We start from the raw sequence: 23,441 nt of genomic DNA, 5'->3' as shown, positions 1-23,441 counted from the left end.
AAAGAATACCAACGATGAACAAAGACCGTTCATCATTGGTATTCTTTGCTTATGTTCTGGGTCCTAACCGGGTCTCGTCGCACTCTACTTTTTACAACACTTTTACCCAATCAACACGAAACAAAAATATGCCCCTTCTATACTAAAAGTGTTACATTGGAAGTTGCGAGATTAGGACAGCTCCGCAAAGCAGAAGCCTGCGCATAAGTACCTCTAACCAAAATTCCAAAACCAGGAATTTCTGTTAGAGGAGACTTATGCACCAACGGCCGTGAAACGCCTAGCCTACTTGGCGACTTCTAAGCGCTTTGCTCTGCTCACTATGGTGACAATGTTGGGAGGGGTTTACATGAAAGAACAAGATGAATCATTTGCCGCTTCGGCCTTATCGGAAGGCTCAATTCCCGCTGCAGGGGAGGATACCAACACTTTTTCCGTTAGTCAGCCTGCTTTACGAGCTCTGAAAAATGTGAAAGAACATGAAATTCACTTGCAGGGCGCTTTCAACGTCCGTGATATGGGCGGTTATCCAACCAAGGATGGACTGGTCGTCAGGAGCCATCTGCTTTTACGATCTGCCAGATTGAACGCTTTGACTCAATCAGATATTGATACCCTTGTGAATACTTATCATTTAGCCCTGGATTTCGATTTGCGGCGACCCGAAGAAGTCAATGAGCGGCCGGACATTTCAATACCAGGGGTTCAATACATTGATGATTCTGTTGATACCCGGGAAACCTACTATTATCACATTAACCCAGAGAATAACCGGAAACATTATCGGACTTACGCAACATCTAAACAAGCGCGGAAGGTTTATCATGACTTATTCACGGCCCTACTTGAGAACTCATCGGAGAAATCAATTCTCTGGCACTGCACGTCTGGAAAGGATCGGACGGGAGTCGCTGCTGCATTGATTCTTTACACGCTGGGAGTTGAGGCCAGAACCATTTTCAAGGACTACCTGGCCTCCAATGACTTTTTGAAACAACAGATTAATCAACGGATCGCGGGCTTGAAGGCGAAGGGTGCCACCCGCTCAGAAATTAAGTTTGCCAAAATTGATGGTGGTGTTGACCTTTCGTACTTGAAAGCCGCCATTGATCAAATGCGGCAGGACTATGGTTCGGTAACCGGTTTTATCACTGATGGGCTTCACATTACTAAAGAGCAACAGGCACAACTGCGGGAAATGTATTTGGAATAATAAGAGTGGAGCAAGAGGCGCTTTGATCCCGGAATGTAAGGCAAATAAGTGATTATTCCCGAGTTTGGAATGATTACTTATTTGCCTTACATGGCAGGGATCAGCCGATTGATGCACGTTTCGGCCAAGTAGCAAGGGTGCTGATACAGTGGGACTTAAAGCGGTTAGTTTCCAGAATATAAGCAAGCCAGCCGAATATCCTTGGTTTGGATATTTGGCTGGCTTGCTTATATGGCCGGAAACTGCTTTAATTCCCACGTTTTTGCAATATAATATTCGCAATGCTGAAGGATGGGTGAGACGCTAAATATTTTGTCTCACCCTTTTACTTTACTAAAAAGCAAGAAATACACTGCGCCATAATCAGATTAAACTCATAATGATGAACTGGCATACTACTAGTTCGAGATAATTATTGGCCAGATATATCCAAACAATAAAGCGCATACAACTTGTAATACATATAGCGTATAGCCTACAGGCGGGCATGTAAAACCTTTTCGCCAAAACTATTTTAGTAAAAATCGAAAAAAAAGATATTGGCAGCGCTTTCTTATGACGTTATTATGAAGTCACTGATATATAAGTATTCAATTGTTTTGAAGCATTCATCTTTGATGGTGCTTCTGCCGGCACTGACACAGCCATTTATTTTCAACCATTATTCATTGCCCGGCCATGTTTAGAAATTGAATGCTTTTATATTTGAAGTGAAATGTAAGCGGTTAATGGATCGATCGATTAACATCAACGGCTTACGTTATGAATGCATTGAGGAGGCGTGACCAACAGTTAAAACAGTTTGAGTTTTGGTAAAGCTTTTTGTATGACAATAATATTTTATCGGGAGTGAAATTCATGGCTAAGAAAGATGAAGAAAAAGACGCTGTTAAAACAACTGTTGGAGTTGTTACCAACGCCAAAGTTAAGGATGAACAACAACCCAAGCTACCTTGGATGATTTCATCCGCAATGTTTTTAGCACCGCTTTGCTGGTATGGGCCAATTGGCTCTACCCGAAGTGTTTTAATTCCACAATTGTTTGCCCAATTGGATCCGGCACATAAAGTTTGGGCCGTTGGTATTTTAGCAACGATTGCTTCAATCACTGGTGCGGTCACCAACTTGCTGTTCGGTGCCTTATCAGATGTTACCAGAACCCGTTTTGGTAAACGGAAACCATACATCGTCTTAGGAACGATTGCGATTTCATTGGTATTAATTGCCAACATGAAATCAATTGTTGCCATCATTGCAATTTGGATTGTTGCGGCTGCGGCCGAAAACGCAATTGCCGCGGCGATTTATCCGCAGATTTCTGATCGGGTTGCGCCAAAATGGCGTGGGACTGTTTCAACCTTCTACGGAGTTGGATTTATCATCGCTCAGCAAGGATTTGCGCTGTTAGCTGCCCAGTTCCTTGGCAACGTTAAGTTTGGTATTTACTTCATGGCCGGATGTACCGTTGTTTTGGCAATCATCCATGAATTGCTGATTAACGAAAAAGGAAACTTGGATGAGCCTAAGGTTAAGTTCGATAAGGATAGCTTGAAGAAGTATTTCTTCTTCCCAACTCATGATGCCCGTGACTTCTACTTGGCCCTATTTGGTAAGTTCTTCATGGTTGTTGGTTCAACGATTGTAACGACTTTCCTGCTGTTCATTTTTACCGACTACATTGGTCAAAGTACTGGTCAAGCCGGAACTTCAATTTCAATCTTTAGTTCGATCATGCTCTTCATCGGTGTCTTCTTTGCCTTAGTTGGTGGCCCACTTGCCGATAAACTTGGCCGAGTTAAAGCCCCAGTTGTGATTGCAACCTTTGCATTGGGTGCCGCTGCATTATTCCCATTATTTGTTAAGGAACCTTGGGCAATGTTTGCCTACGCCGTTATTGCTGCCTTTGGTAATGGGTTGTATAACTCCGTTGATGGTGCCTTAAACATGGATGTTTTGCCATCATCCGATACTGCCGGAAAAGATTTAGGTTTAATTAACTTGGCCAACACATTAGGTCAAATGCTTGGTGCTATGGTTGCTTCAGCCATTGTTGAAGCCTTTGGTTACGGTGCAATCTTTATCTTCGCCATCGGTATGGAATTGATTGGTGGTATTGCAATTGCCATGATTAAGCGGGTTAAGTAATCCACCGTTTGAATAATTTAGGAAAGAAGGATGAGTTATGTCTATTAATTCAGAAGACTGGAAGAAAGCGCTCCAGTCAAAGGATGCATTTGCTGATTTTATCTACGAATACTTTAAAGATCAGAAGGATTTAACTGGGAATTATGAAACGCCCAGCTATTATGAATACTACGTTGTGACCCTGGACAGTAAGGAAGGGTTGATCATTACCCTTAAGACTGGCCTGAATCAGAACACCGGTGATGTCAATGCGCCGCTTCCATTTAAGGACGTTGAACATATTTCGGTGGAAGATTTCCGTCAACTTGTCTTGAACAAAAAGTTCGAAGACCAAAGTGAAAGTTTGACCGATATCTTTTCAAAGATGTTGGCTTCGGAGCCGGATGCGCGGTTCAAACGAGGTCAAAAATAGGAAAGAGTGAGAAATAAAGCGGTTAGTTTCCAGAATATAAGCCGGCAATCCGAATATCATGATCCTGGATATTTGGATTGCCGGCTTATATGGCCGGAAACTGCTTTATTTCTCACGTTTCAGCAAGGTAACATTCATAATGAGAAATTAAGGGTGAGACGATAACGATTTTGTCTCACCTTTTTTCTATGCTTTTATATTTAGTAAAACAAGCTAAACATTTAATAATAAGTTTAAATTATTTATTGACAAAATATAATTAAGCGCTTACTTTAGAATTAGTGTTGAAACTAAGCAAGGGGAGTGTGATAAATTTATGGAACCAGACATTAAATGGTTAGACGATCCTGAGACTTTTCGGGTCGGGATGATGCCGGCTCATAGTGACCATCAGTTTTACCGCAGCACCGATGAGATCAATAATGATCACAGTAGTTACGTGCAAAGCCTGAATGGCCAGTGGCAATTTGCCTTCGCCAAGGACCCGATGCATCGAATCAAAAACTTTTATGCCGCTGATTTTGACAGCGATAATTTTGATGAAATTCAGGTACCGCAGCACATTGAATTTGCCGATTATGATGATTTTCACTATATTAACACCATGTATCCGTGGGAGGGGAAGATTTACCGCCGGCCTGCGTATGCACTTGATCAAAGTGATCCAGAAGCCGGCCAGTTTAGTGAAGCCCCTGACAACCCGGTTGGTCAATATATTAAGAAATTTCAATTGGCTTCGAATTTTAAAGATCAAAAGGTCCGTGTCCGTTTTGACGGTGTCGAAAAGGCCATGTACGTTTGGCTGAATGGTCACTTCCTAGGGTATGCCGAAGATAGTTTTACCCCGTCAGAGTTTGATTTGACGCCGTATCTACAAGACGGTGAGAATCGATTAGCCGTTGAGGTCTTCAAACTCAGTACGGCCGCTTGGCTGGAAGATCAGGATATGTTCCGCTTCTTTGGGATTTTCAGGGATGTTTCTTTGATTGCGCAACCAGAAGCTCACATTGAGGATCTGTCGATTAAACCAACGTTGAGCGATGATTTAAAAGATGGCACTTTGAATGTCACAACTAAAATGACGGTCAACAAGTCCGGCGCGACTGCTAAAGTGTCAGTAGCCGATGCAGACGGCAAAGAACTATATGCCGATTCACAGCCGGTTAACGACGCCATCACGGTAAAGGACCTTTCCCTCAAACATGTCCACCTGTACGACAATCACCAGCCTTATCTATATCAACTGACGATTGAGATTGATGACAAAGACGGCAATATTCTGGAAATTGTGCCCTATAAATTTGGCTTCCGAAAAATTGAAATCAATCAAGATAAAGTAATTATGCTTAACGGTAAACGATTGGTCATCAACGGCGTCAACCGTCATGAATGGGATTGTCATTCCGGTCGAGTGGTTTCGGTAGACGATATGAAAGCCGATATCCGCACCTTTAAGAAAAATAACATTAACGCCGTGAGAACTTGTCATTATCCCGATCACACATTGTGGTATCACTTGTGCGATATCAATGGGATTTACGTGATGGCTGAGAATAATTTGGAATCTCACGGAACCTGGCAGAAATTGGGTGCTGTGGAGCCATCATACAACGTTCCCGGATCGGTCCCCCAGTGGAAAGCAGCGGTGGTCGATCGTGCCCGCAACAATTATGAACTACTCAAGAACCACGCCAGCATTATTTTCTGGTCGTTGGGCAATGAATCATATGCTGGAGACGATATTCAAGCAATGGAAGAATTCTATAAGTCCGTTGATTCGACTCGCTTGGTTCATTATGAGGGTGTTGTTCAGAACAGAAAGTATGAGGACAAAATATCCGACGTGGAAAGCCGGATGTATGCTTCTCCCGATGAGATTAAGGATTATTTAGATCATGATCCGAAAAAACCGTTCTTATTATGCGAATACATGCATGATATGGGCAACTCACTTGGCGGGATGAAATCCTATATTGATTTGATTGACCGGTATCCAATGTATGCTGGTGGCTTCATTTGGGATTTTATCGACCAGGCGATCGAGGTTAATGATGAAGTGACCGGTCAAAAGGTCTTACGGTACGGCGGCGACTTTGATGACCGGATGTCTGATTACGAATTTTCGGGTGACGGACTGATGTTCGCCGATCGGACTGAGAAACCGGCAATGCAGGAGGTGAAATACTATTATGGACAACACAACTAAACAATTGCACATTATTTATGGCGATGGCGGAATTGGTGTCGGCGGGGATGATTTCCATTACATCTTCAATTACACCCGTGGCGGCATCGAGTCAATGGTCATTAACGGCCGCGAGTGGATGTATCGCGAACCAAAGCCAACCTTCTGGCGGGCAACGACTGATAATGACCGCGGCAATGGTTTCTCCAAACAGGCTGTCCAGTGGTATGGCGCCAATATGTTTGCCAGTGCAGACAAAGTTGACATTAAAATCAATGATCAACTGATTGACTTCCCAAGCGCACCACGCAATAACCAGTATTCCAACCACGAGTACGCAGACCAGGTGGCGATCATTTATCACTATGCAACTTTGACCACTCCAAGTACTGATGTTGAAGTCAGTTATACCGTCACCGCAGATGGGGTGATGAGTGTCCATGTCCACTATACTGGCAATGATCAACTGCCAGATCTGCCAGTCTTTGGGATGCGGTTTGTTTTGCCGACTGCGGCGACCGGTTATGAATATGCTGGGCTATCCGGTGAAACCTATCCAGATCGGATGGCCGGTGGGATTCCCGGTGAGTATCGAATTGACGGCCTTCCGGTGACCAATTACATGGTTCCACAAGACTGTGGGGTTCATATGAAGACTGATTGGCTGACAATTACCCGAAACGCAACCAAAGTCAGTTCTGATCACTCAGACACGCCGTTTAGCATTAAATTTGAAAAAGATGGTCAGCCGTTTGCCTTCAGCTGCCTGCCATATACGGCTGGGGAATTGGAAAATGCCACTCATCAAGAAGAGCTGCCGTTGCCAAGACGGACAGTTGTGTCCATTCTAGGCGCTGTTCGTGGTGTTGGTGGCATTGACAGCTGGGGTCGGGATGTTGAAGCACAGTACCATATTCCAGCGGGTAAAGATATTGATTTTGGGTTTAAGATTAGGAAAGTTTAATTACTCTGAAGCAGCCAATGATCGGCTGCTTTTTGTTTACCAGAAAGCCATCGTCATTAGAGAAAACGGTTTCCATTTTTACTTGCATTTTAGTAAAATACGCGTTATTCTTAATATTGTAAAAGCGCTTTCAAATACAATGATGAGGTGATTTTAACAGTGAAACGAAAACTATTTAACGAGCAAATTAAGGACAATCCATTACGCAGCAAAGCGGATGTCAAGGCTGCCTTAGTAGACATCTTAGCACCTGCCATGGAAGTCTTGGCTCAGCAAAAACGCAAGGGCCGCTTCCGCATGAGTGACAGTGGGGCGGTTTATCTCCAAGACAAGACCGAAGTGGAAGGCTTCATGCGCCTACTTTGGGGATTAGGACCGTTCTTTGCGGACAAGAAGCGAATTTATGAACAACCCCAATGGTATGAATTGGTAACAGAAGGCATTATGGCCGGCACCGATCCTGATGATCCCGATTACTGGGGCGGCGATCTGGGCGACTATGATCAGGTGTTCGTGGAAATGGGTGCTTTAACCGCCTTTCTATACGAAACCAAAGAAACCTTCTGGGATAACTTGACGGTTAAGAAACAAAAAACGATCGTTAAGTGGATGGACCAAGTCAACCACAAGGTGATTCCAAAGACTAACTGGCTGTTCTTTCGTGCCATGGTTAACCAATTTATCACCGATTCTGGCTATATGGATAACTCGGAATTAATCGATGCTGATTATGCGATTACCAACAAACATTATCTGGGTCATGGCTGGTCCTACGACGGTTATGTCAACCAGATCGATAACTACATTCCGTTTGCTTACCAGTTCTTTACGATCTTAACGGTTGGTTTGGCTCACACCGACAACGAGCAAAGTAAGCTGTTGAAGGAGCGAGCGCAAAAGTTCGTCCCTAGTTATGCCAACTGGTTTGCCGCCGATGGTGCTGCCTTGCCTTATGGCCGTAGCTTGGACTACCGGTTTGCTCAGGCCGCATTCTGGGCCGCATATGCCTATGCGCATGTTGATATGCCAGCGGGCTACAACTTGGGTGACATTAAGCATTTATTGCTGAATAACTTGCGTTGGTGGTTCCAGCAAAACATCTTCCAGACCGATGGCTTAATTCCAATCGGTTATTCATATCCCAACATGAATTTTGCTGAAGGTTACAACGGACCCGCTTCCGCTTACTGGGCTTTAAAGACCTTTATCTTCTTTGCCTTAACTGATGATGATCCATTCTGGACGACCAAGGAAAGCGACGACTTCAAGTTTGAAGCTTTAAAGAAACAGCCAGAACCAAGAATGCTGATTGCCCACAGCCAAAACGGCTTGGAAGTGCAATCATTTACTGCCGGCCAGCATTCCCATGAGCATGCCCACGGTGAGGCCAAGTATGAGAAGTACGTTTACTCAACCACCTTTGGTTTCAGTACGCCGAAGGGATCGGTTCTCCTCAAACAAGGGGCTTACGATAATACGTTAGCCGTTGCTGAGTCTGATAACTTTTGGCAGACTGCCTTTAAGTACGATGACTACGCTATTCACGACAACTATGTCTATTCGGATTGGAAGCCGTACGATGATGTTGAAATCAAAAACTTCGTTGTACCCGCAATGCCTTGGCATGTCAGAGTGCATAAAGTCAATACTGGTCGAACACTTCATCTCGCAGAAGGCAGTTTCTCAGCACCTGATAGTGGTGCGCCTGATGAGTACGAAATGAAGACTGGCGTTGAAAATGCCGTCTTTTATCACTCAAGAGTTGGAATTACTGGGATTGTAGGTTTGTCAAAGGAACTGACAGCTGAATTATCCACTCCAGAACCAAATACCAACCTGTACTTCAATAAGACGAAGATTCCATTGCAGACAGGGGTCCTGGAACCAGGTCAATATACTTTGGTATCCCTTTATCTTGGCGATCGTGAGCTGGAGAGTTTAGATGATGATGGCAAGATTGTTTTGCCTGACGTTAAACTTGATGGCAATAAATTGACCATTAGCTTTAATGATCATACGGTCAGTGCAACGTTGGATGAATTTTAATAGTGTTTAATCAAAAAGTTCCCAGCTCATTTTCTGAGTTGGGAACTTTTAGGGTACTGATTAGCTATGATTTTCATCCATAAAATAATCGGGAAACTTCTCAATTAATTCATCCTTTTCAGCCAGCATCAAATCCAGGTGGTTAAAGGCTTGTTTCTCAGCTTTTGCTGGATCATGGGCTTCGACGGCATCCAAAATCTCACCGTGCTGTTTGATCAATTCATCCAGTGGCATATTAGTCTGCTGGATTCGCAGGAATCGATAACGGTCTAATTGCAGTGATAGATTTTCCAGCCAGTCCCAGACTTGAAGGCGGTCGGTTGCCGTATAGAACAGTTTATGGAAATCATTATCCAGATAGAAGAAGTCCACGGCGTTGTGTTCTTCGGCAGCAATCTGCTGCTTACTGATAATGGTGCGGCTGTCGAGAATGTTAATCTTAGACATCTTCTCAGCGGCTTCACTGACGACACTTTGTTCGACACTTTGGCGGACAAAGCGGGCATTCAAGGCGCTGCTCAAGCTGATCTTGGTGACATATGTGCCACTTTGAGGAACGGTCATCATGAGACCGTCATTTTTCAGTCGCAAAATAGCTTCTCGAACCGGGGTCCGACTGATGTTGAGGCGATCGATGAGCGCTTTATCCTGGATTTTTTCACCAGGTAAAAATTTTAATTTTAAGATGTCATTTAAGATCGATTCATAAGCAACTTCGTTTAAACTTTGCATGATAAACCTCGTTATTCGTTGTATTCGGTTCTTTTATTGTACCACTCTGACAAGCTCGTTATAAAAATACTTCAACTGAATTGTATCATACCATTGACAGCGGTTACACATGGTGGTAACTTTTAAGTAATTGATATATTAGAATACCAGTTGAAAATATATTAACAATGTTTACTAAAGTATTCTATTATTTACTAAATTATATCATGCTTGAGTGAGAAGGAAGAAATGAAACAACTCAAAATGGGCTTTCGCTGGTTTGGGGAAAAGGATGATGATATTTCTTTGGCCCAGATCCGTCAGATCCCACAAACAAAGCAAGTTGTCGGGGCATTGTTTGATGTTCCGGTCGGCGAAGTTTGGCCGCAAGAAAAAATTGATGCCTTAAGCAGCAGGTAACGGACGCTGGCTTGAAGCTAGAAGTCATTGAATCAGTCAACATTCATGACGACATCAAGATCGGTTTGCCAAGCCGTGACAAGTACATCGCCAAATACATTCAAACCATTAAGAATCTTTCAAAGGCTGGTATTAAGGTGATTTGTTACAACTTCATGCCCGTTTTTGACTGGCTGCGGACTGATTTGCATCATCAATTGGCTGATGGGTCAAATGCTATGATGTATGAACAATCAAAGCTGCCAAAGAATCCAGAGGCCTTAATGGCTCACATGAAGTCCGGCTCAAACGGTTTTTCACTTCCTGGCTGGGAACCTGAACGCTTGGCTGCATTGCAGGATTTGTTTGATGCCTACAAAGATGTCGACGAAGCCAAACTGGTTGAGAACTTGAAATACTTCTTGGACGCGGTTATTCCAGTGTGTGAGAAGTATGATGTTCGAATGGCCATGCATCCGGATGATCCACCGAAGCCATTGTTTGGGCTGCCACGGATCTTTAAGAATCGCGATGATATGCTGCGAATCGAAAAGCTTTATGAATCACGGTACAATGGATTCACGATTTGCACTGGCAGTCTTGGTGAGAACCAAAATAACGACCTGCCAGCAATTATCCGCGAGTTTGTGCCGAAGGATCGGGTGCCGTTCATGCATGTCCGTAACATCAAGTTTGTTAATCAACAAGGTGATTTCCACGAGTCGGCCCATCCATCCAGTGAAGGCTCCCTCGATATGTTTGAGATCATGAAAGCACTCCATGATACAGATTACGATGGCTATATCCGACCAGATCATGGTCGCAATATTTGGAATGAAGACGGTCGTCCCGGCTATGGTCTTTATGATCGAGCACTTGGAATCACCTATCTGCTTGGCTTGTGGGAAGCACTGGAAAAAACGAAAGGTTGATTCTCAGTCGCTCCAGTAATGGAAGGATGAATATACTTTGAGTACAAAATTTGTTATTTCAAAAGGTACCGCCGTTCAAACTGATTTCAGGAACGAAGTTTTAAGAAACGCGGTCAGCATTTTAAAGCGAGATATCGGAACCACGGTGACTGGTAATGGACCTAAGAACACAATTACGCTGACCTTGAACGATCATGGTAACGGCGATTCTGATGAATATGCTGTTAAGCTGATTGATTCAGAACACGTTGAGGTCACAGCTGATACTGAATTAGGCGTCATGTATGGTGCCTTGGCGATTTCCCGCACCGTGTTGGGCGTTGACAACTTCTGGTTCTGGCTGGATACCAAAACACCAAAACACGCGACGATTGAGTGGTCAGACTTTGATTCACTCAAGATGGCCGACTACCACGTGAAATACCGTGGCTGGTTTGTCAACGATGAATTGTTGTTCAATAACTGGCAGTACCGCGAGTCGAAGGAGTATGTTTGGAAATTGATTTTCGAAACCCTGCTGCGGTGTGGTGGTAACGTTGTGATTCCCGGAACAGATAAGAACAGCCATTCCAACAGAACACTGGCCGCAGCGATGGGCTTGACGATTGCCCATCACCACGCTGAACCACTGGGGGCGGAGATGTTCTCGCGGGTATACCCCGATTTGGAAGCATCGTATTTGAAATATCCTGACTTGTTCAAGAAAATCTGGCAGGAAAGTATTGATCGTCAAAAAGACACCAAGACCATCTTCAACATTGGTTTCCGAGGTCAGGGTGACCGACCGTTTTGGGCCGATGAAGATCGTGAGTACACACTGCAGGATAAGGCCGATGTCATTAATTCAGTCATTAAACTTCAGTATGATATGGTTAAAAAAGCTGATCCGGATGCAATCTGCTCGACCAATATTTATGGTGAAACAACAGCGATCTATAACGCCGGCTTACTGAAATTACCTAAGGACGTCATTCAAATATGGGCAGATAACGGCTACGGCACGATGGTTTCACGGCGTCAAGGCAACGATGACCCCCGTTCTGAAGTTTTGTCCGCTGAAGATGATTCGATTTCTCAAGGAATCTACTATCACGTGGCCTTCCATGACTTGCAGGCGTCTAACTTCTTGACTTTCTTGCAAATTGACCCCCACTACGTTGCCAATCAGTTAACGGAAGTTCGCAAGGCCGGGATGGATGACTTGGTCATGTGTAACACTGGGAGTATCAAGCCACATATCTTCTATATCTGGCTAGTTGCTCAGTCGTGGCGTGAAGACTTTAAGCTCGAGTCTAACGAACAGATTATTGCTGAGTACGTCAACCATTTCTATGGGTCACACCAAAACGAAATTGCCGATGTTTATCGGAAATATTTTGAAACAACCTTTAATTATCGCGATATTGAGGATCAAAAGGCCGGCGACGAGTTCTATGAATATACGCTCAGAAAGCTCATCCGAACCTGGTTGAACCATGCAGACAAATTGCCCGATATGGAGTGGGTTACCGGTGATCGGATGTTGGATAACCAACTAACAATGATTACCGACATGATCACGCCACATATTAAGCCATTTGTTAAATTGGACAATGATGCCCAGATTCTTATGAAGCAACTGCCTGAGGATGACCGTGGTCGATTCTTCAACGATATTTGGCTGAGCATTGCCATTCACACATATTCAATTCAGGCACTTCAATTGACGATGGGGGCCTTTGATGAGTTTGGCAATGGTGACCATCTCAAATCATTCCTGTCATTGAGCGATGCGATTGATAAGTTGCGGGTCATTGTCAATGCCTGGCACCACAATCCAGTCGAGAAGTGGACCCACATTTACGATAATGACTGCTACACTAACATCACTCTGGCAATCGATACATTGAAGACCTTACGGAACTACGTCAGAATTATTGGCGATGGGCCCGACGAAGATCAATGGGAACGACAATACCTCATGCTGCCCAGCGATGGGAAGGTCATGCTGCTGTCTAACACCCACAAGGCGTACAGTGATGATGAAATGGCGCTTCGATTGAAAGGCGACAAAGACTAAGTTGTTACAATGATAGGCCCTCACTACTTCAGGTGGTGGGGGCCTTTTAGCTGCTTGTAAAAAGATGAACAAAAATCACTAAACATGGTTGACAGCGTTTTCAGATAGCGCTATTATAAAGATACTAATATATTAGTATTCTAGTATTTCAATAACAGAGATTGAATGTACCGGTTCCGTTATTTTGATCAGTGGACTTGAAGCACTGCTATTTTACCTAAAATTTCATTTAGTCCAGTGATCCCAATTGTGTACGGAACCGTGAATTAAAAATTGAAAGCGGTTCAACTCCACATCGGGATAACCAATTTCATTAGATATAATTGGGAAAAGGAGATTATTGTAATCATGGACAATCAAAAGCAAGTCGCCCACGACGGTTGGGATGAATATGCCAACAAGCGGATTTATAAGAGTCGTGGCAAAATTGGAATTTGGCGGTCACTCGGATTTGGGGCCTTCTCATTCTTCAGTATTTCAATGCAGGGGTTAGTTGGTGCCTGGTTGATGTTCTTCTACACCACCTTTGCCGGCTTAACTGCTGGTCAAGGAGCCACCATTTTCCTAATTGGCCGGGTGGCTGATGCCATCGTCTCACTGGTCATGGGAAATATTTCCGATAATATTTACAAGTACAAATTGGGTCGGAAGTTTGGTCGTCGGCACATCTTTATCTTAGCTGCCGCACCATCGGTCCTGGTTGCGATTACGATGTGGGTTGCCGGGATGAGCTTCTGGTACTACCTGGTTACTTACCTGATCGTGACCGTCTTGATGTCAACCTTACAAATTCCTTGGGAGACATTTCCAAATGAAATGACCAAGGACTTTAACGAACGAACCAAGATGTCAACCACGCGAATGGTTCTTGCCGGCTTGGGCGGGATGTTAACCCAATTTGTTCCAGCACAACTGTTCAAGTACTTCCCAAAGACCTCACCAGAACCATATATTTTGATGCAGGTGATCTTCTCAGTTGCCACATTCTTCTTGATTTTGGTTACCTACCACACCACTTGGGAGCATTTCGTTACCAAAGCGGAAGCCAAGAAGTTGGAAGCTGAAGCTTTGGAAGAAAATAATGGTGAAAAGCCTAACTTGAAGTCAGAGTTGAAGAACTACTTCTCAACTTTCAAGATCAAAACCTTCAGACTTCACATGGGGATTTACCTGAGTTCCTACTTTGCAACCATTCTTTTCTCAACCGTCTTCGTTTACTACATTGTTTATGTTTTGAAAATGTCGACTAGTACTTCAGGATTCTTACAATCATTAAGTATTGTTTCAATCCCAGTTACCATTATTGCTGGCTTTGCGGTGACTAAATTCACTTACCGTTCACTGTATCTGTTTGGTTATTCACTGATCTTAATTAGTGCTGCTAACTGGGCCTTCGTTGCCTTTACCCGACCAGCTCACATGATGGTTTGGCTGATTGTCGGCATGTCGTTCTATGAAGTTGGGTTGTATATTTTGTACTTCGCCCCATGGAACGTCTTCCCATTCATTCCTGACTTGGATACATTGGTCACTGGTAAGAATCGAGCCGGTTTGTTTGCCTCAGTCATGACCTTTATTAACCAAATCATCAGGGATTGGCATCCGTTGTTGCCGGTTACTTACTGGACTTTGCGCACTTCCGTCAATCAGTTAGTGGTGCTGTCTCACAACCTGCCAGCGCAACTAACATGATTATCTTCATCGTTTCCGGTGGAGTTGGCTTCATGATCCTGTTGGCCATGTTCTTCGCCGCTCGTTTCCACTTAAGCAAGAAGACCTTTAAAGTGCTTGCCCAAGAACTGGGTCGTCTCCAAAAGGGTGGCAGTCCTAAGGATGTTGATCCACACACCAAGGAAGTCTGCGAAGACTTAACTGGTGTCAAGTATGATTCAATTGATTTCTGGAAGAAGAATGATGATCCGAAATTTCAGAAGTTATCTTAACTAGCGTTCAATTAAACGGCATGACTCCGGAAACCGATCGGACCATGCCGTTTGGTATCGATTGATAAAATCAAAAGGGGATAAGTTATCATGGCAGATAAAAAAACAGATTGGAAAGAAGCATTAAAGTCTGAGGATGCATTTAAAGACTTCATTACAAATTATTTTCGAGACCATAAGCAGCTAACCGGGTCTTACGATATTCCTTCGTATTATGAGCACTATACGGTTACCTTAGATAGTCATGATGGCATTGTCATTACACTGGTAACGGGTATGAACCAAACTGGCGGCAGCGGCAACGTATCTGCACCATTGCCATTCAAGCAAAAGGAAACCATGTCAATTGAAGACTTCCGGAATTTGATTCTGCACAAGAAGTTTGCCGATCAAGATATGTCGTTGGCAGATGTCTTTCAGACAGTTGCCGGCGTACCTGATGCAAATGATGACAATGACTAACGATCGCTTTGCTGTTGCCACAAACCAAGGAATCGAGGCTCAAGTAAATGTCAGAATCCAAAAGTGATTGGAAAAATGCTTTGAAGGCTGAAGATAAATTTCGTCAGTTCATCATTAACTATTTCGCCGAGCATGAAGCCTTAACCGGGTCCTACGATATTCCGTCGTACTATGAGCCTTACGTCGTCAAATTGGATAAGCACGACAAAATTGTGATTGCCTTAACCACTGGAATGAATCAAGCTGGCGATAACGTCAGTGTCCCATTGCCGTCGAAAGAAAAAGAGAAGATGTCCATTGAAGATTTTCGGACATTGATTCTAAACAAAAAGTTTGCCGATCAAAACATGTCATTGGCCGATGTCTTTCAAACCGTCGCTGGCGTGCCAGATCAAAACAGCAATAAGTGAGGTGAGGCTTCAAACCTAAAACAGTTAAAATAGTGCGCCAACATTTTAAATAATAATTGCTAGAAAGCCGGTAGAGAATGCGAACTCTGCCGGCCTTCGTGTGGTTAAATTTTTTCGAGGAATAGTGAGTCAAAAGGCCAATCAACAGGAATTAACCTGAAGATTGGCCTTTTGAAGGATCATTGATTACTTATTTCTAATTTCATTTAATTTCTTAATATAAGCCTTGGCGTTTTCAGTCACCTGATCATAATCACCAGTTTCACCTGGGCCGACCAAGTTGCCACCCGCACCGACGCAGACAGCACCGGCAGCAAACCATTGGTCAAGGTTATCTAGGTCCACGCCGCCAGTTGGCATGACGTTGATTTGTGGGAATGGTGCCTTAACGGCCTTGATCATTGAAGGACCGGCGACACTGGCTGGGAATAGCTTAACAATGTCTGAGCCACCTTCAAGAGCGCGTTGCATCTCAGTCATTGAGCTGCAGCCTGGTAGATACGGCACCTGATAGAGGTTACACAACTTGGCAATATCGGGGTCATAAGTTGGGCTGACAATGTAGCCGGCACCAGCCATCATGGCCAGTCGGGCAGATGCTACATCCAAAACTGTTCCGGCTCCGATCACGCCGTCAGGTAATTCTTCAGTTAACTTGGCAATGACCTGGTCTGCGTGGGGGACGGTAAAGGTTAACTCAATTCCCATCACGCCGCCTTTGATGGCAGCCTTGCTTAAAGCCTCAGCTTTTTCAGGGGTGTCTGCACGGCCAACAGCGATAATTCCAGCGTCGACAATCTTTTGGAGATTTTGAACACGATTCATAGTCATTATTGACAGCTCCTTTTAAATTTGCTTGCCATGTACTATAATATTAATATATTACTTACATATATTAATATATTACTTTACTGAGAAATTTGCAATGGTTTCAACTTTATTTTTGGTAAATGTTGTAAGCGCTTCTATTTAGGAGGAAAAACAAATGAGTGAATTTTTAACGATCGGCGAACCAATTGGATTGTTTGCGTCACAGGATGTTGACCAGTCACTGGCCGATGCAACCCATTTCGAGAAATATCTGGCGGGCGCGGAAGTCAACGTTTCCGTCGGTGTTTCTCGTTTGGGGCACAGTACGGAATACGTGACGCGTTTGGGAGAAGATCCGGTTGGTGAATTTATTGTTAAACAGCTGAATTTGAACCATATTGCAACTGATTATGTAGAAACTACTCCGGATTATTGGACCGCTCTCCAGCTTAAACAGCGGGTGACTAAAGGGGATCCAGGAATCTTTTATTACCGGAAGAATTCTGCGGCAGCCCATTTTCAAAAGGCCATCCTCGATCGCATTGACTTCGATGGGATTAAGCTGGTTCATTTGTCAGGGATCTTCCCTGGAATCTCTGGCACGGCTTTAGATGCCTTTAAACATTTGATTAGTCTGATTCATCAGTATCCAGCCATTCGAACAACCTTTGACCCTAATTTACGACCGCAGCTTTGGTCGTCGAAGGAAAAGATGGTTTCGACGATTAATGAACTTGCAAGTCAAGCCAATATTATTTTGCCCGGTGTCAACGAGGGTGAAATCTTGATGGGGAGCCGCGATCCGGAAAAGATTGCCGACTATTATCTGAATCATGGGGAACAGACAGATACGGTGATTGTCAAAGTTGGCTCCAAGGGGGCTTACGTCAAGACCAAGGGTGGCCACGGCGCGATGGTCAGTGGCTATCATGTTGACCACGTGGTTGATACTGTCGGTGCTGGGGATGGCTTCGCAGTTGGCGTGATTACCGGCCTCCTCGAAGGCTTGAGTAATGAAGAAGCTGCTAAACGGGGAAATGCGATTGGCTCGTTAGCCGTTCAAGCACCAGGTGATAACGATGGATATCCGACCTATGAAGCCTTGGCAGCTTATCAAGGCGAGGCAATCCGCCATTAAGAGTTGCTGAAGTCGCTTTTGTTGACCACGACCCTCTTCGGGTAGATACTTTTGCTGAAATAACAAGTTATCTATTTTGGGGAGGATTCACATGACAAATTTAGTGATTAAAAAAGATGTTGAATATGATGCTGTTAACCACCAGTTAACTGATATTTATTATGATGGTGAAAAGGCCGAGAGTAAGGGTGCCATCATCGATATCCATGGTGGCGGCTGGTTCCGTGGCAACAAGTCAAAGGATGCCGATTCCTCGATTCGTTTTGTGGAAGCCGGCTATCTGGTTGTCACCCCGGCTTATCGAATTACGCCGGAAGCTTTCTATCCCGCTCCTTTGGAAGACATGGATCATTTGTATGAATGGCTGAAGAAATCTGATTTGCCATTCAATCATGACCGCATCGGGGCGTTTGGTTCGTCTGCCGGTGGTAACATGACCGTTGAATTGGCGATCAAATATGGGATTCCGATTGTCTCTTTGTCAGGCATTTTGGACATTGATAAATGGCTGGGCGAGCATGAAGATGTGGTTGCCGCAGAAGGTGATACGAGCGGCTTTAACTCAACAGCCAGCTCAAATATTAATCAGACCGGTGCGAATGATCCGTTCTACAAGTGGTTCGTGACCAACTACTTTAACGGCCGGACTGACCAATACACAGAAGCAACCCCTGTTCACCGAGTCACTGACACGACTGGGCAGATGTATTTAGCCAACTCACTGAATGAATTTGTGCCAACCAGTGGTGTTTTGGACATGGCACAAGCACTGACCCAACACCAGATTCCGTATCGAACCCGGATGTTGACTGGCAGTCGGCACGCAAAGGGATATCTGGACGATGTCTGGGATGACATTGTTGGGTTCTTTGACCAAACGTTATAATGAGGTACACTTAATAAAAGTGAAGTGAACGCTGTTTGCCCGAATGGGGCGGATCGGCCAACCACTTCCACGTGAGTATCACATAATGAGTGTACACGAAAGTAGCCAAACAAAATTTTGCTTTTGTTCGGCTGTTTTTCTACATACTGAAACGGGGTCACAGTTAATGATTAAGAACAAGCTATCTTGGGGAAAAGAATTCTGGCTGGCGGCACTATTTCTCATCTTATTAATGGGAATTGAATTCTCTGTCAAAGGATCGGGGCCACTGCTGAGAGGCGGCGTCCGATTGTTATTCGCACTGGTTGTTGCCGGTATTATCTTCTATGTATTGGGTACGACGAAAATTTTCACTCGGAGAATCAAGCTTTCGACCTTTGCAAAAATCTGGGGATTCATCTTTGGTATTTGTATCGGCGGACTCTTTATTCTATTGAATATTTTGGGTCATTCAGCAATGATGATGCAGTCAAACACTTGGATTGCGGACACGCTGATGGCGTTATCCGCCGGAATTTTTGAAGAATTTCTGTGCCGAGGGTTGCTGTTGTCAGCCTTTTTATCCCTGTTTGAAAAGCTCAAATATCAGTTTACGGCTGCAGCTCTGGCTTCTGGAATCTTCTTTGGTCTGTTTCACCTGATGAATTTGACTTCCGGCCAAGGATTACTGGAAACTTTGCAACAGGCAATCTATGCCTTTGTGATCGGGGCGATCTTTGCATCGATTCGACTGACGACGAACTCGCTTGTCTGGGTGATTTTAATTCATGCCTTAATCGACTGGCAGCCGGGAATCTCCGTTGTCCATACGGTCGATACGATGACCCCGTGGCTGATTTTTAGTGCCGTCTGGGGAATCATCCTGGTGATCGCCGTTATTTTCTTAGTTGCATTTGATAGCAGTTATCGGCATGCTAGTGAGTTGACGACCAGTCCCTAGTTTGGATAAGAGCAATACAAAAAAGGACCAGGCTGTAACTATTTGTTGTTACGTCCCAGTCATGTCGAGCGACAATTTTATCTAGCCTAAACGTGCAACGACGGCCGGCTGAAAGCCTGCCTAGCCTACTTGGCAATCGGCTGATCCCGGCCATTTAAGCCAACAATCCAGTTATTCCAAAAACAGGAATAACTGGATTGTTTGCTTAAATTCTGGGATCAAAACGCCTTGTGTTCCACTCTTTTTTGATCACCAGTACCCAAGTATCTTTGTAAGATGAGCCCGATTAATATCTCGTGATGATAATTTATTTTGGAAGATTGCGAAGTTGTTATTAACGATTATTGGCCGGCTCCAAGAGTACTTGAAGTCACTGCCCTTAGTCTCTGAATCAGATTCCATAATGTCATTTGAGTATGGTGTGTGGTCTAGGCCCAGGCTATGGCCAAGTTCATGGGTAATAACGGACTCCCAATACTTAACGTAAAGGGCCTGATAGTCTGAACTTTCAGGTTTATTCCCATCAGGCATGGCTTGGCCGGTCTCTGCTTTGTACACGGCGGGTAAATAAGCACTGTTGTCGAAGAAATTATAGTTGAGATAAACACGGTTCGAGATGTAGTAGCCATCCCAGCTGCCTGTGCCGGTGCCGGCATGCTTAAAATTAACCGTGATTGTGTGGCTGGCCTGGGTTCCAAGCTTGAAAACCTTAGTATTGAGGGCTTGATTCCAATTCTGAATAGCGGCAGCGGCGTATGGACGCAATGTTTTATTGGAAATGTAAATGCTGGCGGTATGATTCTTGAACGTGCCTGGCCGACTCATCGCCTCAACGTTGTACCAGCGGTCAAATGTTTGCCAATATTTGTCATAAACTGAAGTGGGGAATTTGCGGACACTCGCCGTTGGATTGAGATCCGGTGTTGATTTGATAGCCTTGGCAACTGTGTGTCCCGTGACTTTTTTGGTAGATTTAGCATAAGTAATTGGACTTGAAGCTGTGTCAATGGTTAACGGCGCAGCCAACGCAAACGAAACGCTGGCAAGGGCGACAAGTAACAGATTTCTTTTTTTCATAATAAATTCCCCATTTCAGATGTATAAAATACATTCTGACTGAATACTATCATTCAGCCCAGGATCCTTCAAGCGAAGTGGTTCGCAATATCCCTGGATTAACGTCAATAACGGCTCTTCATAGCGGCCTGACCATGTTGTACCAGGTTTCACCGGCATGGGTTGAGGCAGATGGGCCCTCGTTTTGGTAACCATGCTGCTCATAAAACGAAACCAGCGTTCTCAAGCAGGTGAGGCTAATTGCTTTACGGTGCTGTTGCTTGAAAATCATCCCCAGTTCTTCCAATAAGCCGCCGGCAACGCCTCGATGTTGGTAATCCGGATGGACTGCCAAGCTGAGAATTGTTTGATAGGGGGCGTTAGGATCATTTGGTTGAGCGTCGGCAAACAAGTCGTCATTGATGTATCGGTCAGTTGAGGCTGGGCCGACGACGTAGCCGACCAATTGATGATCCTGATTGTGGGCGGTCAGAAATGTTTCGGGATATGATTGAATCCGTTGGCGCATGGCTGCTTTAGTCGCTGCTTCGGCAGGCGAAAAACCGCTGCGTTCGATTTTTATAATCGCTGGAAGTTCGCTGATGAGTGCAGGTTGATAGACCAAATTCAATTTTGTGCCTCCAAGTGGTATTATTTTCTTGTGTCGATTATCATGACTGAAGAATTTTAACATAAGTTGGGAGGAGATTGCCAATATGGCACAGAATCAAACAATACATAACAAACGCTGGGTGATCATGACCGCGGTGTTTATCGCTACCTTTATGACCTCAGTCGAAGTAACGATCGTCACAACCGCACTGCCGTCCATTATCAGTGAGCTTCACGGACTCGCCTATCAAAGCTGGATCATGAGTGCCTATCTCTTGACAACCGCGATCACAACGCCGATTTATGGCAAACTCGCAGACACCTTGGGCCGCCGAAACGTGTTTCAGTGGGGCGTGATTGTCTTTACCATCGGCTCTTTCTTGAGTGGTTTGTCACCGTCAATTCTATTCTTAATATTGGCCCGGGCAGTCCAGGGAATCGGTGCCGGAGCGGTCATGCCGCTGACGTTTACGATTATTGCCGACATTTTTTCCTTTGAACAACGGGCTAACGTGCTGGCACTCAACAATACTGCTTGGGGCTTGTCAGCTTTGGTGGGGCCACTGATTGGCGGCTTTTTAGTTGACCATCTCTCGTGGCACTGGGTCTTCTTTGTCAACGTCCCGCTGGGGATGGTGGTTGCTCTGTTGGTATGGCTGGGGTATCACGAAACCGTTCAACCTGATCACCAGCTGCTGATTGACTGGTTGGGGATTGTCTGGCTGACTGTTACACTGGTGAGCCTGCTATTAGGAATTCAGTCGCTGGATACGCTGCCTTGGCTGGCTTTGGCTCTGCTACTGATCACCATTGCTGCAACCGGGTTGTTGGTGCGTCATGAAAGGCGATTTGTCGATCCGTTGATTTCGCCTAAAATGTTTCATTCAAGAACCTTCACAATTCAAATTCTCACTGCGACGATTTTAAGCGGGGTGCTGATTGGTTATCAGATGTATTTTCCAATCTGGCTTCAGTCGCTGTATCGGGTATCGGCAACCACTGCTGGACTCGTCGTCACTTCCAGTTCAATTATGTGGCTGACGGCGTCTTTTTTCGTTGGCAAACTGATTGCTCACTTCGTCCCCAAACGAATTGCAACCACTTTGATTGGTGTGATGCTGCTGAGTTATTTGTCGTTGATTTTTGCCAGTCAGGCATTTCCTGTCTGGGCATTTTACCTGATTGCCATGATTAATGGTGTTGGGATGGGCGTTGTTGTAAGCATGAACACCATTTTAAGTCAGCATTTGGTGCCGAATGAAATGGTTGGCTCGGCAACCTCGGTCTTAACCCTTGGACGCTCGCTTGGTCAAACGGTCATGGCCGGGGTTTACGGCGCCATTTTAAATTTGGTAATTCGATTACAGCTGCACGGTAGCATTACCTTTTCTCGGGTCAATAACGTCATCAGTTCAAAGGGAGCCGTCGTCGTTTCCAATCGGTCACTGATTGATCCAATCATTCTCACAGCGCTTCATATGGTGTTTGTTGGCGTGGTGGTCATGCTAGTGGTGGTTTTTGTGATCAACATTTTCGATCCAAATAAAAAGATTATTCATTGATCCCATATAGACTTGGAACCAAATTAAAAAGAGGTCGGCCATCGTTTTGAACGATGGTCGGCCCCTTTGTCTAAGGTCATTAGATGAAACACCTATCAGTCAACTTATTTTGTGGATCCCGGAACGCCGGCAACCGTCTGAAAGACGTCAGCCAATGATGTGTGCATATCGGCAAACTTCTTATGGAGAATAAGTTGGCGGAACTCTTCAACTGAGATTGTTTCCACATCCTTGAATGGGATGGTTGGCATGTCTGTATTAACTGTTGGATTGATAGCGCTGGTTAAGGTGATGATTAAGCCTTTCTGGCTATTCAATGTAACAGTGTAGTACTCGTAATAAGAAGGGGTCTCGTAATTACCAGTTAATTGCTTGTGATCCTTAAAGTAGTTGATGATAAAGTCGTTAAAGGTGCTTGGTGATTCTAATGATGCTTTCCAATCTGTGTTTGTCATATTTAAACTTCCTTTCGTGTTTCAATGAGTTTCTGAATTGGGTAAGAGATATCCATCTGACATATCAGTTCTAATAATCTGTCCCTTGCTTCAATTGTCAT

Annotated in this window: 20 protein-coding genes and 1 pseudogene; 16 read left to right on the top strand and 5 right to left on the bottom strand. The window is 44.5% G+C overall.

The window, feature by feature from the left end:
• Positions 1–349 precede the first annotated feature (349 nt).
• From LPKJCM_RS03360 to LPKJCM_RS03335, 6 genes are all read left to right on the top strand, one after another.
• Positions 350–1,213, top strand: coding sequence for a tyrosine-protein phosphatase (locus LPKJCM_RS03360; RefSeq protein ID WP_057961657.1), 864 nt, complete (start codon positions 350–352; stop codon positions 1,211–1,213).
• A gap of 858 nt (positions 1,214–2,071) precedes the next feature.
• Positions 2,072–3,358 (top strand): MFS transporter, encoded by a 1,287-nt coding sequence (locus tag LPKJCM_RS03355; RefSeq protein ID WP_057961658.1) that lies wholly within the window; start codon positions 2,072–2,074, stop codon positions 3,356–3,358.
• Between the two features lie 37 nt (positions 3,359–3,395).
• The gene (locus LPKJCM_RS03350) at positions 3,396–3,770 is read left to right on the top strand and encodes a hypothetical protein (RefSeq protein WP_057961659.1); all 375 of its coding nucleotides are present in this window, start codon (positions 3,396–3,398) and stop codon (positions 3,768–3,770) included.
• Between the two features lie 316 nt (positions 3,771–4,086).
• Positions 4,087–5,976 carry a glycoside hydrolase family 2 TIM barrel-domain containing protein gene (locus LPKJCM_RS03345; RefSeq protein ID WP_057961660.1) on the top strand — a complete coding sequence of 630 codons (1,890 nt, stop codon included), beginning with the start codon at positions 4,087–4,089 and terminating at the stop codon, positions 5,974–5,976.
• Positions 5,960–6,919, top strand: coding sequence for a beta-galactosidase small subunit (locus tag LPKJCM_RS03340; RefSeq protein ID WP_057961661.1), 960 nt, complete (start codon positions 5,960–5,962; stop codon positions 6,917–6,919). The genes LPKJCM_RS03345 and LPKJCM_RS03340 overlap by 17 nt, the downstream gene beginning before the upstream one ends.
• Before the next feature lie 159 nt (positions 6,920–7,078).
• Positions 7,079–8,965 carry a DUF2264 domain-containing protein gene (locus tag LPKJCM_RS03335; RefSeq protein WP_057961662.1) on the top strand — a complete coding sequence of 629 codons (1,887 nt, stop codon included), beginning with the start codon at positions 7,079–7,081 and terminating at the stop codon, positions 8,963–8,965.
• Positions 8,966–9,025: 60 nt separating this feature from the next.
• Here the strand turns inward: LPKJCM_RS03335 and LPKJCM_RS03330 are convergent, their stop codons facing one another.
• Positions 9,026–9,697: a GntR family transcriptional regulator gene (locus LPKJCM_RS03330; protein ID WP_057961663.1), complete on the bottom strand. Its 672-nt coding sequence runs from the start codon at positions 9,695–9,697 to the stop codon at positions 9,026–9,028.
• Between the two features lie 228 nt (positions 9,698–9,925).
• On the opposite strand from LPKJCM_RS03330, the pseudogene uxuA reads away from it, so the two are divergent.
• From uxuA to LPKJCM_RS03305, 6 genes and pseudogenes are all read left to right on the top strand, one after another.
• Positions 9,926–11,007 (top strand): annotated as a pseudogene (gene uxuA / locus LPKJCM_RS03325) (mannonate dehydratase).
• Between the two features lie 37 nt (positions 11,008–11,044).
• The gene (locus LPKJCM_RS03320; RefSeq protein WP_057961664.1) at positions 11,045–13,066 is read left to right on the top strand and encodes a glycosyl hydrolase 115 family protein; all 2,022 of its coding nucleotides are present in this window, start codon (positions 11,045–11,047) and stop codon (positions 13,064–13,066) included.
• A 348-nt stretch (positions 13,067–13,414) separates the two neighbouring features.
• Positions 13,415–14,758 carry an MFS transporter gene (locus LPKJCM_RS03315; protein WP_225364106.1) on the top strand — a complete coding sequence of 448 codons (1,344 nt, stop codon included), beginning with the start codon at positions 13,415–13,417 and terminating at the stop codon, positions 14,756–14,758.
• Positions 14,755–15,009 carry a hypothetical protein gene (locus LPKJCM_RS13430; protein WP_225364105.1) on the top strand — a complete coding sequence of 85 codons (255 nt, stop codon included), beginning with the start codon at positions 14,755–14,757 and terminating at the stop codon, positions 15,007–15,009. Before LPKJCM_RS03315 ends, LPKJCM_RS13430 begins: the two co-directional genes overlap by 4 nt.
• A gap of 90 nt (positions 15,010–15,099) precedes the next feature.
• Positions 15,100–15,471, top strand: a complete 372-nt coding sequence (locus LPKJCM_RS03310) for a hypothetical protein (protein WP_057961665.1) — start codon at positions 15,100–15,102, stop codon at positions 15,469–15,471.
• A 47-nt stretch (positions 15,472–15,518) separates the two neighbouring features.
• The gene (locus LPKJCM_RS03305) at positions 15,519–15,881 is read left to right on the top strand and encodes a hypothetical protein (RefSeq protein WP_057961666.1); all 363 of its coding nucleotides are present in this window, start codon (positions 15,519–15,521) and stop codon (positions 15,879–15,881) included.
• 186 nt (positions 15,882–16,067) lie between these two features.
• Here LPKJCM_RS03305 and LPKJCM_RS03300 read toward each other — a convergent pair whose 3' ends face one another.
• Positions 16,068–16,706 carry a bifunctional 2-keto-4-hydroxyglutarate aldolase/2-keto-3-deoxy-6-phosphogluconate aldolase gene (locus LPKJCM_RS03300; protein WP_057961704.1) on the bottom strand — a complete coding sequence of 213 codons (639 nt, stop codon included), beginning with the start codon at positions 16,704–16,706 and terminating at the stop codon, positions 16,068–16,070.
• A 160-nt stretch (positions 16,707–16,866) separates the two neighbouring features.
• On the opposite strand from LPKJCM_RS03300, the gene LPKJCM_RS03295 reads away from it, so the two are divergent.
• From LPKJCM_RS03295 to LPKJCM_RS03285, 3 genes are all read left to right on the top strand, one after another.
• The gene (locus tag LPKJCM_RS03295) at positions 16,867–17,829 is read left to right on the top strand and encodes a sugar kinase (RefSeq protein ID WP_057961667.1); all 963 of its coding nucleotides are present in this window, start codon (positions 16,867–16,869) and stop codon (positions 17,827–17,829) included.
• A 91-nt stretch (positions 17,830–17,920) separates the two neighbouring features.
• Positions 17,921–18,715, top strand: a complete 795-nt coding sequence (locus LPKJCM_RS03290) for an alpha/beta hydrolase family protein (RefSeq protein ID WP_057961668.1) — start codon at positions 17,921–17,923, stop codon at positions 18,713–18,715.
• Positions 18,716–18,881: 166 nt separating this feature from the next.
• The gene (locus LPKJCM_RS03285; protein WP_057961669.1) at positions 18,882–19,655 is read left to right on the top strand and encodes a CPBP family intramembrane glutamic endopeptidase; all 774 of its coding nucleotides are present in this window, start codon (positions 18,882–18,884) and stop codon (positions 19,653–19,655) included.
• 249 nt (positions 19,656–19,904) lie between these two features.
• On the opposite strand, the gene LPKJCM_RS03280 is transcribed toward LPKJCM_RS03285, so the two are convergent.
• Positions 19,905–20,732: a M57 family metalloprotease gene (locus LPKJCM_RS03280; protein WP_057961670.1), complete on the bottom strand. Its 828-nt coding sequence runs from the start codon at positions 20,730–20,732 to the stop codon at positions 19,905–19,907.
• Between the two features lie 118 nt (positions 20,733–20,850).
• Positions 20,851–21,342, bottom strand: a complete 492-nt coding sequence (locus tag LPKJCM_RS03275; protein ID WP_057961671.1) for a GNAT family N-acetyltransferase — start codon at positions 21,340–21,342, stop codon at positions 20,851–20,853.
• Positions 21,343–21,427: 85 nt separating this feature from the next.
• Between LPKJCM_RS03275 and LPKJCM_RS03270 the strand changes: the two genes are divergently transcribed.
• Complete coding sequence (locus LPKJCM_RS03270; protein ID WP_057961672.1) at positions 21,428–22,885, top strand: MFS transporter; 1,458 nt, start codon at positions 21,428–21,430, stop codon at positions 22,883–22,885.
• 104 nt (positions 22,886–22,989) lie between these two features.
• On the opposite strand, the gene LPKJCM_RS03265 is transcribed toward LPKJCM_RS03270, so the two are convergent.
• On the bottom strand, positions 22,990–23,340 hold the full coding sequence (locus LPKJCM_RS03265; RefSeq protein ID WP_057961673.1) for a hypothetical protein: 351 nt from the start codon (positions 23,338–23,340) through the stop codon (positions 22,990–22,992).
• Between the last annotated feature and the right edge of the window lie 101 nt (positions 23,341–23,441).

The organism is Lentilactobacillus parakefiri (assembly GCF_002157585.1).
Taxonomy (GTDB): domain Bacteria; phylum Bacillota; class Bacilli; order Lactobacillales; family Lactobacillaceae; genus Lentilactobacillus; species Lentilactobacillus parakefiri.
This window is presented reverse-complemented; position numbering and strand designations above follow the sequence as displayed.

Bases quoted from the DNA above. Each gene is read 5' to 3' on its own strand.
- LPKJCM_RS03330 (WP_057961663.1), bottom strand. From the start codon at position 9,697: ATGCAAAGTTTAAACGAAGTTGCTTATGAATCGATCTTAAATGACATC.
- LPKJCM_RS03270 (WP_057961672.1), top strand. From the start codon at position 21,428: ATGGCACAGAATCAAACAATACATAACAAACGCTGGGTGATCATGACC.
- LPKJCM_RS03290 (WP_057961668.1), top strand. From the start codon at position 17,921: ATGACAAATTTAGTGATTAAAAAAGATGTTGAATATGATGCTGTTAAC.
- LPKJCM_RS03280 (WP_057961670.1), bottom strand. From the start codon at position 20,732: ATGAAAAAAAGAAATCTGTTACTTGTCGCCCTTGCCAGCGTTTCGTTT.
- LPKJCM_RS03300 (WP_057961704.1), bottom strand. From the start codon at position 16,706: ATGAATCGTGTTCAAAATCTCCAAAAGATTGTCGACGCTGGAATTATC.
- LPKJCM_RS03265 (WP_057961673.1), bottom strand. From the start codon at position 23,340: ATGACAAACACAGATTGGAAAGCATCATTAGAATCACCAAGCACCTTT.
- LPKJCM_RS03355 (WP_057961658.1), top strand. From the start codon at position 2,072: ATGGCTAAGAAAGATGAAGAAAAAGACGCTGTTAAAACAACTGTTGGA.
- LPKJCM_RS03350 (WP_057961659.1), top strand. From the start codon at position 3,396: ATGTCTATTAATTCAGAAGACTGGAAGAAAGCGCTCCAGTCAAAGGAT.
- LPKJCM_RS03305 (WP_057961666.1), top strand. From the start codon at position 15,519: ATGTCAGAATCCAAAAGTGATTGGAAAAATGCTTTGAAGGCTGAAGAT.
- LPKJCM_RS03315 (WP_225364106.1), top strand. From the start codon at position 13,415: ATGGACAATCAAAAGCAAGTCGCCCACGACGGTTGGGATGAATATGCC.
- LPKJCM_RS03345 (WP_057961660.1), top strand. From the start codon at position 4,087: ATGGAACCAGACATTAAATGGTTAGACGATCCTGAGACTTTTCGGGTC.
- LPKJCM_RS03295 (WP_057961667.1), top strand. From the start codon at position 16,867: ATGAGTGAATTTTTAACGATCGGCGAACCAATTGGATTGTTTGCGTCA.
- LPKJCM_RS13430 (WP_225364105.1), top strand. From the start codon at position 14,755: ATGATTATCTTCATCGTTTCCGGTGGAGTTGGCTTCATGATCCTGTTG.
- LPKJCM_RS03310 (WP_057961665.1), top strand. From the start codon at position 15,100: ATGGCAGATAAAAAAACAGATTGGAAAGAAGCATTAAAGTCTGAGGAT.
- LPKJCM_RS03360 (WP_057961657.1), top strand. From the start codon at position 350: ATGAAAGAACAAGATGAATCATTTGCCGCTTCGGCCTTATCGGAAGGC.
- LPKJCM_RS03340 (WP_057961661.1), top strand. From the start codon at position 5,960: ATGGACAACACAACTAAACAATTGCACATTATTTATGGCGATGGCGGA.
- LPKJCM_RS03285 (WP_057961669.1), top strand. From the start codon at position 18,882: ATGATTAAGAACAAGCTATCTTGGGGAAAAGAATTCTGGCTGGCGGCA.